Source organism: Kocuria sp. CPCC 205297 (assembly GCF_040981035.1).
GTDB lineage: Bacteria > Actinomycetota > Actinomycetes > Actinomycetales > Micrococcaceae > Kocuria > Kocuria marina.
Genome location: NZ_JAVKPY010000009.1, coordinates 112,918 through 125,935 on the forward strand (window position 1 = coordinate 112,918; position 13,018 = coordinate 125,935).

Below are 13,018 nucleotides of genomic sequence, written 5' to 3' on the forward strand. Positions count from 1 at the left end.
CCATGGGAAACCCCACCGCGACGCCCGCAGCTGCGGGCAGCGCCGGCGGGGTCGTGCAGAAAGAGTTGTAGCGGTGACAGAACGTACTGAATCCGACGACCGCCGTCCCGTCCCGGGACCGGCCACCCCCGCGGCGCCGTCGACCCCCAAACCCACCTCGAGCGCGGCACCCGCGCCCGCAACGGCGGCGGCTCAGCCACGTCCCGCGGAGGGCACCCACGCCGCGCTCGCCCCGGCCGATTCCGTGGAACGCGCTCGGGCCTTCGGCCGCGCGGACGAGAACGGCACCGTGTACGTGAGCGTGCAGGGCACCGAGTACGCGTGCGGGCAGTTCCCGGACGCCACGCCGGACGAGGCGCTCGCGTACTTCGCGCGCAAGTTCGACGACGCCGAGGCGCAGGTCGCACTGCTTGAACAGCGCATCGCCGCCAAGGCACCCGCCGGTGACATGCGCAAGACCGTGGACCATGTGCGCGAGCAGGTGGACGCGCACACCATGGTGGGCGATCTCACGGATCTCTCCACGCGCCTGGATACCCTCGAGGACGCGATCAAAGTGGCCCTGAACCGCGAACGCGAGGAGACCAAGGCCGCCAAGGCGCAGCAGCTCGCGCACCGCACCGCGATCGTGGAGGCCGCCGAGGAGGTCGCCGCGCAGGATCCCGCCAAGACGCAGTGGAAGCACTCGTCCGCGCGCATGGCGGAGCTGTTCTCGCAGTGGCAGGACCACCAGCGCTCGGGCGGACGCCTGTCCAAATCGGACGAGGACGCCCTGTGGAAGCGCTTCCGCAAGGCCCGCACCACGTTCGACCGGCACCGCAAGGCCTTCTTCTCGTCTCTGGACGAGACCAACGCCAAGGCCAAGCGCGTCAAGGAGGGCCTGATCAAGGAGGCCGAGGCGCTGTCCTCGTCCACCGAGTGGCGTGAGACCGCCGGGAAGTACCGAGAGCTCATGGACCGGTGGAAGGAGGCCCCGCGCGCGTCCCGCAAGGAGGACGACGCCTTGTGGGCCCGGTTCCGCGCCGCCCAGGACGCGTTCTTCTCCGCGCGCACCGCCGCGAACGAGCGGATCGATCAGGAGTACGCGGGCAACCTCACGGTCAAGGAGCAGCTGCTCGCCGAGGCCAAGCAGATCCTGCCCGTCAAGGACCTCGACGCCGCCAAGAAGCAGCTCGCGTCCGTCCAGCAGCGCTGGGAGGAGGCCGGTAAGGTCCCGCGCGCCCACATGCGCCGCGTGGAGAACGAACTGCGCGCCGTGGAGGACGCCGTGAAGAAGGCCGAGGACGACCGCTGGCGGCGCACCGACCCCGAGACCAAGGCGCGCTCCAACTCCATGCTGTCCCAGCTGGAGAACAAGATCGCCGACCAGCGCGCTGCCCTCGAGGCCGCCCGTGCGGGTGGCAACACCAAGAGGGCCGCGTCCCTCGAGAAGGACCTGGCCACGAGCGAGCAGTGGCTCGCCACGCTGCAGGCCTCGGCGTCCGAACTGCGCTGATTTTCTGCCGCTGACTGCAGGAACGCCCCCGTCCCCGGTGTGCCGGGACGGGGGCGTTCCACTGGTTCCTAAGGGTGGGGGCGTTCCTCGCCTCGGCGCGCGATGCGTACGGCACCGGCCCGCGCACCGTGGCGTGGGAGCGCGCCGCAGGTCTCGGCCCACGGGCGTTCTCCACAATCGGTGCGCTGCCCTGCCCTTCCGGTTCGCCGTGGGGTGGGATGGGTCCATGACCTCCGTGCTCACCGCTCGCGGCACCACCGCGCCCCTCGTCCTGCTCCCGGGCCACCCGTTCAGCCGCGCCGAACTGAGCGCGATGACCGAGGACGGTTTGTTGCGCCGCGAACTGCTCGACGCCTACGTACCCGCGACCACCGCCCCCACGCTCCAGTTGCGAGCCACGGTGGTGAGCAGGGTCGTGCCCGGGCACCTGCAACGGCGGGGTGTGCTGGGGCGGCTCGGAGCCGCGTGGTTCTACCGCTGCGCACCCGAGCCCTCGCCCGTGACGATCCTCGTGGACAAGTCCGCGCGCACGACCACCACGGTGCCGCCGGGCCTCGTGATCCACCAGACGGGGTTCGCGCCGCGGGACCTCGTGGTCCACCACGGCATCACACTGACCACTCCCCTGCGCACCGCCATGGACCTCGCGATACACGTCACCGGCCCGGCCGGCGACGCCGCTCTGCTCGCCCTACTGAGCGCACCGCGCCTGCACTGCTCACCGCAGCACCTGCTCGCCGAACTCGAGGCCCTGGCAAAGCTGCCGGGGCGCCGGGTCGCGATCGCTCGCGTCCGCAAGCTCGCACGGGCGCTCGAGGCCGGACGCGCGGGCGGACCCGTCAGGAGTTGACCGGGCGGTGTCCCGAGGTGCGGTAGACGTCGTAGACGCCGTCGATCCGGCGCACCTGGTTGAGCACGTGGTCCAGGTAGCGGGTGTCCCCCATCTCGAACGAGAACCGGGAGATCGCCAACCGGGATCGCGAGGTGTGCACCTGGGCCGAGAGGATGTTCACGTGGTTCTCCGACAGCGCCTTGGTCACGTCGTAGAGCAGGGACTTGCGGTCGAGGGCCTCCACCTGGATCTCCACGAGGAACAGGGAGGACTGGGTGGGCGCCCACGAGACGTCCTTGATCCGGTCGTCGTCCTCCGGGATGACCCGCATGTTGGCGCAGTCCTTGCGGTGCACTGAGATCCCGGACCCGCGCGTGACGAAACCCACGATCTCGTCCGGGGGCACCGGGGTGCAGCACCGGGCGATCTTGACGTAGACGTCCGAGGCCCCCTGCACGAGCACACCCGCGTCCAAGACGCCGGGGCGCACGGGGTGGGTCACCCGCGTGGTCTCGGCGAGGTCCTCCTCCGTGCCCTCGGCCCCGCCCAGGTGTTGCAACAACTTGTCGACGACCTGGTGGGCGCCGACGGCGTCCGAACCGATGGCTTCGTAGAGCGCCGCCACGTCGCCGCGGTTGAAGTCCTGGGCCACCGCGAGCAGCGCTTCGCTCGTGACCGTGCGCTGCAGCGGGAGGTGGTGTTTGCGCAGCGCCCGGGTGAGCTGGTCCTTGCCCCGCTCGATCGCTTCCTCGCGGCGTTCCTTGGAGAACCACTGCCGGATCTTGGTGCGCGCCCGCGGGGAGCCCACGAACTTGAGCCAGTCCTGGGACGGAGCGGCCTGTTCCGACTTGGACGTGAGGATCTCCACGCGGTCCCCGTGCTGCAGCCGGGAGGAGAGCGGGGCGAGCTTGCCGTTGACGCGCGCGCCGATCGTGCGGTTGCCCACCTCGGTGTGCACCGCGTACGCGAAGTCCACGGGCGTGGACCCCGTGGGCAGGGCCATGACCTCGCCCTTGGGCGTGAACACGTACACCTCGGCGGTGTTGATCTGATAGCGCAGCGAGTCCAGGAAGTCCGAGGAGTCCTTGGCCTCCTCCTGCCACGACACCAGGGAGCTGAGCCAGTTCAGCTCACCCTCCTTGGCCTTGGGGGTCGCGGAGTTCGCCTGGTTGACCTTGTCCTTGTACTTCCAGTGCGCGGCCACGCCGTACTCGGCGCGGCGGTGCATCTCGTGGGTGCGGATCTGGATCTCCACGGGACGCCCCGCGGGTCCGATCACCGTGGTGTGCAAGGACTGGTACATATTGAACTTGGGCATGGCGATGTAGTCCTTGAACCGCCCGGGCAGCGGCCGCCACTTGGCATGCAGCACGCCCAACGCCGCGTAGCATTCGCGCACGGAGTTCACGAGCACGCGCGCGGCCTGCAGGTCGTGGATCTCGTCGAAGTCCTTACCCCGCACGATCATCTTCTGGTAGATCGAGTAGTAGTGCTTCGGCCGGCCCGTGATGGTGGCCTCGATGCCGGAGGCGTCCAGCGCCTCGGCGATCTGACCGCGGATCTCCGCGAGGTGACGCTCGCGCTCGGGGGTGCGTTCCCCCACCATGCGCACGATCTCTTCGTAGACCTTGGGGTGCAGGGCCGCGAAGGACAGGTCCTCGAGCTCCCACTTGATCGTGTTCATGCCCAGTCGGTGGGCCAGCGGCGCGAAGATCTCGAGGGTCTCGCGCGCCTTGCGCCCGGAGGACTCGGAGGACACGAAGCGCCACGTCCGGGCGTTGTGCAAACGGTCCGCGAGTTTGATGACCAACACGCGGATGTCCTTGGCCATGGCCACGATCATCTTGCGCACGGTCTCCGCCTGCGCGTTCTCCCCGTATTGGATCTTGTCCAGCTTGGTCACGCCGTCCACGAGCGCGGCGACCTCCTCGCCGAACTCCTCGCGCACCTGCTGGAGAGTGTAGGACGTGTCCTCCACGGTGTCGTGCAGTAGACCGGCCACGAGCGTGGCACCGGTCATCCCGAGTTCCGCGAGGATCGTGGTCACGGCCACCGGGTGGGTGATGTACGGGTCCCCGGACTTGCGCTTTTGTCCCTCGTGGTGGGTGTCCGCGACCGTGAAGGCCCGCTCCAGGACCGAGAGGTCCTCCCCGGGATGCGTGTTCTGCACCGTGCGCAGCAGGGGCACCAGGATGGGCGAGCTCGGGACCGATTCACCGCTGAGCACCGAGAGGGTCGAGCGGGTGCGTTCACTGCGCCCCGGGAAGACCGCCCGCCCGAACACGGGCCGAGAGGCGGGTAGGACGAAATGGGTGCCCCCGAAGTCACCGCGCGCGACACTCGGGCGAGCGGGCGGGGCGGCATTGGGACGGGACGCCTCTTGAGCGGAGGGCGCGCCGGAGGACGTGACCGCGGAGCCCAGGGGTGCCTGGGCACCACCGTTCTCGGACTGGCTGGACATGATCCGTGGCCTCCTCATCGTCGCCGCGACCGCGGGAAGCCGGGCATGAGCCCCCGCGGGCTGATGTCCCAGTCTAAGCCCGCGCCGACACGCCGCGGACAACGGTGCGGATGTGCCACGGACACGGTACGGACGCGCCGCGGACGCAGTGCTCACGTGCCGCGGACGCGGTCCTGAGCGACGTCGTCGCCCGCACCGTTCGGTCACAGCGCACGTGGCCGGTCACGCCATGCGCGACCGGCCACGAGTGCGAGGTGTCGCGTCAGACCTCCACGGGATCCGCGCTCACCGGAGGGGCCTCGCCCGTGCGGTGCTCGAGCACCCGGCGGGTCTGCTCCCGCACGCCGGCTTCGCGGTCTCGCAACCACGAGTACAGGGGCGCGGCCACGAACAGCGTGGCGAGCGTGCCCACGATGATGCCCACGAACAGGGACAGCGAGAGGTCCTTCAACGTTCCGGCCCCGAGCAGGTACGCACCGATGAACAGGATGGACCCCACGGGGAGGATGCCCACCACGGACGTGTTGATCGAGCGCACGAGGGTCTGGTTCACGGCCAGGTTGACCTGTTCCCCGAACGTGCGTTTCCTGCGTTCCTCCGGGGCGCTGCCGCCCACGAGCCCCGCGGTGTTCTCACGCACCTTGTCGAAGACCACCACGGAGTCGTAGAGCGAGTAGGACAGCACCGTGAGGAAGCCGATCACCGCGGAGGGGGTGATCTCGAAACCCACCAGGGAATACACACCCGCGGTGATGACGATCGTGAAGAGCATGGCCGCGATCGCGGCCACGGACATCTTCCACGTGCGGAAGTACAGCGCCATGAGTGCGAGCGCGAGCACCACGAAGATCACGAGTCCCCACAGGGCCTGCCGGGTGACACCCTGGCCCCACGTGGGTCCCACGAAGTTGGAGGTCACCTGGTCCTCGCCCACGCCGTAGGCGTCCTGCAACTTGTTCTTCAGGGTCAGGGTCTGGTCGTCGTCGAGCTGCTGAGTCTGCACCCGCACAGTGCCCGGGGCGATGTTCGTCACGGTCGCCTCGTGGGCACCGGGGGTCTCCGCGACCGCCCGCTCGCCCAGGGAGACGTCCGTGGTGGACACGTCCGAGACCGTGAACTCGGAGCCGCCCGTGAAGTCGATCCCCAGGTTGAACCCGCCCTTGATCACGGGGATCAGCACGGAGATCACCACGAGGGCCAGGCTCACGGCGAGCCACGGTCCCCGCTTCTGGACGAAGGGGTAGGACCTGCGCCCGCTGTGCAGGTCATTGCCGAAACGCGCGAGTCGGTTGCTCATCGCTGGGTCTCCTCGGAATCGGGACGGGCGGTGGCCGCGGTGGAGCCGACGGACGTGTTCCCGTGGGCTCCGGCGGTGGACGACGGCGCTGCGCTCGCCTGCTGTGCTGCGCGGCGTCGTCGTTCGGCGATCGTGAGACCGTCACCGTCCTCGTGGCTGCGCAGCCGGCCGGCGCCGCGGTAGAGCGGGACGGCGTCGAGCGCTTCGGGATCCAGACCGGAGTGCCGCGCGCCGTTGCCGAAGTAGGGCGTGCGTGCGAGCAACACCATGATCGGGTGGGTGAACAGGAACACGACCAGCAGGTCCGCGATCGCGGTGAGACCGAGCGTGAACGCGAAGCCGCGCACATTGCCCACGGCCACGAAGTAGAGCACCACGGCGGCCAACAGGTTCACGGCCTTGGACGCGAGCACCGTCTGGCGCGCGCGTTGCCAGCCGTGGTCCACGGCGGCCGGGATCGTGCGCCCGGCGCGGATCTCGTCACGGATGCGTTCGAAGTACACGATGAACGAGTCCGCGGTCTGACCGATCGCCACCACGAGACCCGCGACGCCGGCCAGGGACAGCCGGTAGTTCGCGCCCCACCCCAGCAGGGTGATGGCCAGGTAGGTCACGACACCAGCCACGACGAGTGAGGCGATGGTCACGAGACCCAACCAGCGGTACTGGAACAGCGAGTAGATGCACACGAGCGCCAGACCGATCAGCCCCGCGATGATGCCCATCCGCAACTGGTTACTGCCCAGGGTTGCGGAGATCTGCTGCTCGGAGTCGATCGAGAAGGACACCGGCAACGCACCGTACTTCAACTGCTCGGACAGGAACTTGGCCTCGTCCTCGGTGAAGCTGCCGGTGATCTGCGCACGACCGTCCGTGATCACGGCGTTCATGGTCGGCGCGGAGACCACGGAACCGTCCAGCACGATCGCGAACCGGTTGCGTGCACCGTTCTGTCCACCCTGGCCAAGTCCGTAGAGCCGTTCGGAAAGTTCCTTGAAGGTCTGCGTGCCCTCGTCGTTGAACTGCAGGTTCACGGCGAACCCGCCCGTCGCGTGGCCCTGGGAGTTGGACGCCTGTGCGTAGGACGCCGTGGCGATGTCCGTGCCGGGGATCTCGACGGGGCCCAGGATGAACTTGGCGTTGCTCTGCGGATCGCACGCCACGATCGCCTTGTCCTGCGGCTGGGAGGCGCGCTCCTCCTGGGGCCGCGGCGCGCTGCAGTCGAGCGCCTCGTACCTGGCGAAGAGATCCCGCGTGACCCACTTGGGGTCGGACGAGTTCTCGGGCTCACCCTCCGGTTGGGGGATCGACGTGGGGTCGGTGCGCTGGTTCTCCGGGGTGGCCGCGCCGGAGCCCGAGACGATCACGGGACGGAACGCCATCTGCGCGGAGGTCTGGATCAGCTCACGCGTCTCGGACGAGGGCACACCGGGCATCGACACCACGATGTTGCGCCCGGACTGCGTGGTGATCTCCGCCTCGGAGACACCCGCACCGTCCACGCGCTGGCGGATGATCTCGACCGCCTGGTCGAGCTGCTCCTGGGAGATGTCCTGACCGGAGTTTTCCCCCTGCAGCGTGGGCGAGAGCACCATCTGCGTGCCACCCTCGAGATCCAGCGCCAGTTTGGGCGCCCACCCGGTGCGGTCGGTCGTCACACCGTAGACGAGGACCCCGGCGAGGATCGCGATCACCGCTGCAAGGGCCACCAGGGCCTTGCGCGCCGCCGACGCCCCCGCTCCGGAGCGGGGGCGCCGCTTCGCGGTACCCGTCCCGTTCCGACCGGACGTGCCGTTCGCCGCTGTGGTCCCGTTCCCGGGGGTCCCCTCCGACGTGCTGGAGGCCTTGGTGCGCCGCCAACGGGACCCGCCACGCGATCCCGGGGTCTGCGCCTTCTTCTCTACTGCCATTGGTGTCCTTCAACGTGTCCTCGACCGGGGCCGCGGCCCGGTCGACACATGAGAAACGGGCCGAGGTCCTCGGCCCGTGTCCCGGTGGGGGGGGGGGGGAAATCAGGTAGTGGGGTTACCGCGATCGTCGCGGTCGCCGGCGTCGCGCCAGGTCCGTTGCGAGGCATCCGGGGCCGCCGCGCCCGGTGTGGTGCCGGGCTGGGTGGCGCCGCGCTGGGTAGTGCCCTGCTCGCCGGCGGCCGTGGAACCGTCCACGGGGTCGACCGGATCCACGCGATGCGCCGAACCGGCCGCCTCGGGGGTACCGGCCTGGACGGACTCCGCCTCGACCACGCCGGGGGCGGCGGTGGCCGCGGACTCGGCGGGCAGCTCGTCCACCACGGTGGTCACGGTCTGGGAGTGCACCGTGACGAGCTGGCCCGGGGAGACCTCCAGGACTGCCTTGTTGTTCTCCCGGTCCATGTCCCGCAGGGTGCCGTAGAGACCGAAGCTCGTCATCACGCGCGTGCCCGGCTCCATGGTGGCCTGCTTGGCCTTCATCTGGGCCTGGGCCTTCTTCTGTCGGCGCATGGGCAGCCACAGCAGCAGGACCATGACCACGAGCATCACGGGCAGGAACCATGCGGTTCCGGCGCCGCCACCGGCAGCGTCCTGGGTCTGAGCGAGGATGGTCACGAAGGATCCGTTCTGTCGAGGTGCACGTACAGCGCGACCGGGCACGACTGCGCAGGGGTGCGAAGGTCCCGGCCGATCCTCCCCAGCTTAGGGGATGGATCTGGTCACGTGCTGGACGGATCCTCCGAGTCCGGTTCGGTGGCGAGCGCGGTTTTCAGCGCCGGGTCCTTGAACGCAGCGTGCTCGGGGACGTCGAGTCCCAGGTGCTCCCACGCCGCGGCCATGGCGATCCGCCCGCGCGGGGTGCGACCGAGCAGGCCCTCGCGGACCAGGAATGGTTCCGCGACGGTCTCGACCGTCTCGGTCTCCTCCCCCACGGCGATCGCCAGGGTGGACAGCCCCACGGGGCCGCCGTTGAACTTGTTCACCAGGGCCGAGAGCACGTTGCGGTCCAGGCGGTCCAGACCCCGGGCGTCCACCTCGTACATGTCGAGTGCGGATCCGGCGGCCCGCGCGTCGATGCGCACCACGCCGTGCACGAGCGCCCAGTCCCGCACGCGCCGCAGCAGTCGGTTGGCGATACGAGGGGTGCCGCGTGAGCGCGACGCGACCTCCGTGAACGCCTCGCTCGTCATGGTGAGGTCGAGCAGCCCGGCCGAACGGCGCAGCACGAGCTCGAGTTCCTCGACGGAGTAGAACTCCAGGTGACCCGTGAAGCCGAACCGGTCGCGCAGTGGCCCGGGCAGCAGCCCCGCGCGGGTGGTGGCACCCACGAGCGTGAACGGGGGCAGGTCCAGCGGGATGGACGTGGCACCGGCGCCCTTGCCCACCACGATGTCCACGCGGAAGTCCTCCATGGCCATGTACAGCATTTCCTCCGCGGGCCGGGACATCCGGTGGATCTCGTCCAGGAACAGCACCTCCCCGTGGGTCAGGGAGGACAGGATGGCCGCGAGGTCACCGGCGTGCTGGATCGCGGGACCGGACGAGATCCGCAGGGGGACATCCAGCTCCTGCGCGATGATCATGGCCAGGGTCGTCTTGCCGAGGCCTGGAGGCCCGGACAGCAGCACGTGGTCCGCGGTGCGCCCGCGCAGCTTGGAGGCCTCGAGCACGAGGGACAGCTGCGCCCGTACCCGCTTCTGCCCCACGAAGTCGTGCAGGGTCCCCGGGCGCAGGGACGCCTCGAGCTGCTGGTCGTCGTAGTCGCCCTCGGCGCCCACGAGACGTTGTTGGCCCACCGATCCACGTTCCTCCACGGCCATGCTCACCGCCCCCTGGTCCGCGTGTGGGACGTGGCCTTGGCGGTGCCGAGCCAGGACAGCACGGCGCGCAGGATCTCGGCCACGTTGGCGGACTCCGCCAGTTCCGGCTGGGTCTCTAGGGCGTCGTCGATCCCGCGGGCCGCGTCCTTCTCGCTCCAGCCCAGACCCGTGAGAGCGTCCACGACCTGCTCACGCCACACCTGCATGCCGGGCTGTGCGCTCTGCTGCGGCGCGGGGTCCGGCAGGACGAGCTTGTCCGCGAGTTCCAGGACGATGCGCCGCGCGGACTTCGGTCCGATCCCGGGGACGGCCGTGAAGGCCTTGTCGTCGCCGGCGGCGATCGCGCGCCGGGCGTCGTCGGGCCCGAGGACAGAGACCGCGGCGAGCGCGGTGCGCGGGCCCACCCCGGAGACCCCGAGCATGACGGAGAAGATCTCCTTCTCGTCCGCCTGGGCGAAACCGAACAGCACCGGCGCCTCGTCCTTGCGGGCGATGTACGCGGTGTGCAGGTGCGCGGTGGCACCGACCCGCAGCCCGGCGAGCGTGCGGGGGCTCGCGTTGACCTCGATGCCGAAGCCCGAGACCTCCACCACGGCGAACGTGGCGCCAACGAAACGCACCTCACCGGTTATCGAGGCGATCACGGTGCCCCTCCCCTCCCACGGCCGCCGGCCGAGAACGTCGGTGTGTCCGAACGCGCCGCGACCTGGGGCAGGACGTGGCGCGCCGTTCGAACACGTGTACGAATTCCTGCCCGTCACTGTACCAAGCGCCGGGGACACCCGGAACGAGTGCTCCCGCTCGTGAGGCGGGCCCGCAACGGGAGGCTCAGGACACCCGGCCGCGCCGCCCGCGGGTACCGGTCGCTGCGCCCGGCGCGCGGGACGCGGCCGTACCTGATGCGCGCGGCGCGGTGGCACCGGGGGCTCGCGACGCGGTCTCGGCGCGTCGCCACGCCTGCTGCGCCGGAGTCAGTGCGGCACCCCGGCGGGTCTGCATCGGGCGCGAACCCGAGTGGGTGGACGTGCGCTCGGCCGCGTTGACACCGGCCATCCCACCGCGCCACCCGTGGCACACGGCCAGGGCCAGCGCGTCGGCGGCGTCCGCGGGCCGCGGCGGGGCGTCCAGGCGCAGGATGCGCACGACCATGCGGTTCACCGATTCCTTGTCCGCGGAGCCGTCCCCGGTGACCGCGGCCTTGACCTCGGACGGGGTGTGCCACGCGACCGGGATGCCCCGCGCCGCGGCCGCGGCGATCACGACGCCCGTGGCCTGGGCCGTGCCCACGACCGTGGGAGCGTTGTTCTGCGCGAACACGCGTTCCACGGCCACGACGTCCGGGCGGAAGCGGTCCATGAGTTCCTCGGCGGCCCGCATGATCGACAGCACGCGGTGTTCGAGGGCCTCGTGCGCGCGCGTCCCGCTCACCTGGACGTGCACGAACGTTCCGGTTCGCTGCGCGGACATGTCCACCACGGCGAAACCGCACCGGGTGAGACCGGGGTCCACCGCGAGCACGCGCTGTTGGGACTGCCGGGCCACCACGGGACTCACGGAATTACTCGTCGTCCTCGAGCACGGCCATGACCTCGGCCGGGATGTTGGCGTTCGAGTAGACGTTCTGCACGTCGTCGAGCTCCTCGACCGCGTCCGCGAGCTTGAGGAACTTGCGGGCGCCCTCGGCGTCCAGGTCCACCTTCATGGTGGGGCGGAACTGGGGGTCGTCGTTGTTGTACTCGAGACCGGCCTCGTCCAGGGCGGTGCGGATAGCGGGCAGGTCGGTCGCCTCGCTGACCACCTCGAAGTCGTCGGACTCGTCGAGCACTTCCTCGGCGCCGGCGTCGAGCACGGCCATCAGGACGTCGTCCTCGGTGAGACCGTCCGTCTTGGCGACCTCCACCACGCCCTTGCGCTCGAACAGGTACGCCACGGAACCGGAGTCCGCCATGGTGCCGCCGTGGCGGGTCACGGCCACGCGCACCTCGGAGGCCGCGCGGTTCTTGTTGTCCGTGAGGCACTCGATGTACAGCGCGGTGCCTTGCGGGCCGCGGGCCTCGTAGAGGATCTCGGTGTAGTCGATCGTCTCGCCCGTGAGCCCGGCGCCGCGCTTGATCGCGCGGTCGATGTTGTCGTTGGGCACCGAGTTCTTCTTGGCCTTGGAGACCGCCAGTTCGAGCGCGGGGTTACCCGAGGTGTCCGCGCCGCCCATGCGGGCCGCGACCTCGATCCCCTTGATGTACTTGGCGAACGCCTTGGCGCGCTTGGCGTCGATCGCCGCCTTCTTGTGCTTGGTCGTGGCCCACTTGGAGTGACCTGACATGAATGACCTCCTCGAAAGAATGCGTCCGGCCCCTGCGGGCCGGACACGGATCGACCTCCATGATAACGAGCGCGGGGCGTGGCCCGTCAGCGCGGGCGCGACGCGGCGACGTCGCGGGCGCGCTGGGCGAGCGTGTCGTCGAGTTCCCCCTCCGGCAGGGTCTCGCCGCGCAGCTCGAGCGCCGCCGCGAGCAGGAAATCCGCGACGCGCGGGTTCTTGGGCAGCAGCGACCCATGCAGGTAGCTGCCCAGCACGTTCGCGGTGCGCGCACCCTCCGTGGCGTCCTGCCCGTTGTTGCCGGCCCCCGAGGCGACACTCGCGAGGGGTTGTTGCCCGGCGCCCAGGTGGGTGAGCCCCGAGTGGTTCTCGTAGCCGACGATCGTGCCCAGGTCCGCGGACTCGGTCACGATGTTGCCGATCAGCCGTTCCGGACCGGCCACCGTCTCGAGGTCGAAGATCCCGATCCCGGACAGTGTCTCCCCGGCCCCCGTGCGGAAACTGTGCCCGAAGAGCTGGTAGAGCCCGCAGATCGCGAGCATGGGCACGCCTCGGGCCACGGCCTCGTGCAGTCGCGGTGCCACCACGACGAGGTCGTCGGCCACGCGGAACTGTCCCGAGTCCTGTCCTCCGCCGCCCACGAAGAGGTCGGCGTTCTCGGGCCACGGGTCGCCGGGGTTGTAGTCCACGATCTCGGTCTCGAGGCCGCGGCGTTCGGCGCGGCGCTTGAGCGTGAGTGTGTTGCCCCAGTCGCCGTAGATGTTCATGTCCCGGGGGTAGAGCTGCACGATGCGCAGCGCCCCGGCGGTGTCGTGTGCCACGGTGT

General features: G+C 70.0%; 11 protein-coding genes. 2 read left to right on the plus strand and 9 right to left on the minus strand.

The window, feature by feature from the left end; all coding sequences use genetic code 11:
* The first annotated feature begins 73 nt into the window (after positions 1–73).
* A complete protein-coding gene (locus RF650_RS10040) occupies positions 74–1,495 on the plus strand; it encodes a DUF349 domain-containing protein (protein ID WP_368814822.1) in 1,422 nt (473 codons plus the stop codon).
* 226 nt (positions 1,496–1,721) lie between these two features.
* Complete coding sequence (locus tag RF650_RS10045; protein WP_368814823.1) at positions 1,722–2,345, plus strand: type IV toxin-antitoxin system AbiEi family antitoxin; 624 nt, start codon at positions 1,722–1,724, stop codon at positions 2,343–2,345.
* On the opposite strand, the gene RF650_RS10050 is transcribed toward RF650_RS10045, so the two are convergent.
* The 9 genes from RF650_RS10050 to RF650_RS10090 all read right to left on the minus strand — a co-directional run bounded on the left by RF650_RS10050 (position 2,335) and on the right by RF650_RS10090 (position 13,013).
* A complete protein-coding gene (locus RF650_RS10050) occupies positions 2,335–4,788 on the minus strand; it encodes a bifunctional (p)ppGpp synthetase/guanosine-3',5'-bis(diphosphate) 3'-pyrophosphohydrolase (RefSeq protein WP_368814824.1) in 2,454 nt (817 codons plus the stop codon). The genes RF650_RS10045 and RF650_RS10050 overlap by 11 nt on opposite strands.
* A gap of 262 nt (positions 4,789–5,050) precedes the next feature.
* Complete coding sequence (secF, locus tag RF650_RS10055) at positions 5,051–6,085, minus strand: protein translocase subunit SecF (RefSeq protein WP_131332989.1); 1,035 nt, start codon at positions 6,083–6,085, stop codon at positions 5,051–5,053.
* Entirely contained in the window at positions 6,082–7,995 is a 1,914-nt protein-coding gene (gene secD / locus RF650_RS10060) for a protein translocase subunit SecD (protein ID WP_368814825.1), read from the minus strand. Before secD ends, secF begins: the two co-directional genes overlap by 4 nt.
* 102 nt (positions 7,996–8,097) lie before the next feature.
* Complete coding sequence (yajC, locus tag RF650_RS10065; RefSeq protein ID WP_242670423.1) at positions 8,098–8,670, minus strand: preprotein translocase subunit YajC; 573 nt, start codon at positions 8,668–8,670, stop codon at positions 8,098–8,100.
* A 104-nt stretch (positions 8,671–8,774) separates the two neighbouring features.
* Positions 8,775–9,875, minus strand: a complete 1,101-nt coding sequence (gene ruvB, locus RF650_RS10070; RefSeq protein ID WP_131333937.1) for a Holliday junction branch migration DNA helicase RuvB — start codon at positions 9,873–9,875, stop codon at positions 8,775–8,777.
* A gap of 2 nt (positions 9,876–9,877) precedes the next feature.
* Positions 9,878–10,519 (minus strand): Holliday junction branch migration protein RuvA, encoded by a 642-nt coding sequence (gene ruvA / locus RF650_RS10075; RefSeq protein ID WP_368814826.1) that lies wholly within the window; start codon positions 10,517–10,519, stop codon positions 9,878–9,880.
* Positions 10,520–10,703: 184 nt separating this feature from the next.
* Positions 10,704–11,429: a crossover junction endodeoxyribonuclease RuvC gene (ruvC, locus tag RF650_RS10080; protein ID WP_240918839.1), complete on the minus strand. Its 726-nt coding sequence runs from the start codon at positions 11,427–11,429 to the stop codon at positions 10,704–10,706.
* Between the two features lie 4 nt (positions 11,430–11,433).
* Positions 11,434–12,195, minus strand: a complete 762-nt coding sequence (locus RF650_RS10085; RefSeq protein WP_064846326.1) for a YebC/PmpR family DNA-binding transcriptional regulator — start codon at positions 12,193–12,195, stop codon at positions 11,434–11,436.
* A gap of 86 nt (positions 12,196–12,281) precedes the next feature.
* Positions 12,282–13,013, minus strand: a complete 732-nt coding sequence (locus RF650_RS10090; protein ID WP_368814827.1) for a type 1 glutamine amidotransferase — start codon at positions 13,011–13,013, stop codon at positions 12,282–12,284.
* Between the last annotated feature and the right edge of the window lie 5 nt (positions 13,014–13,018).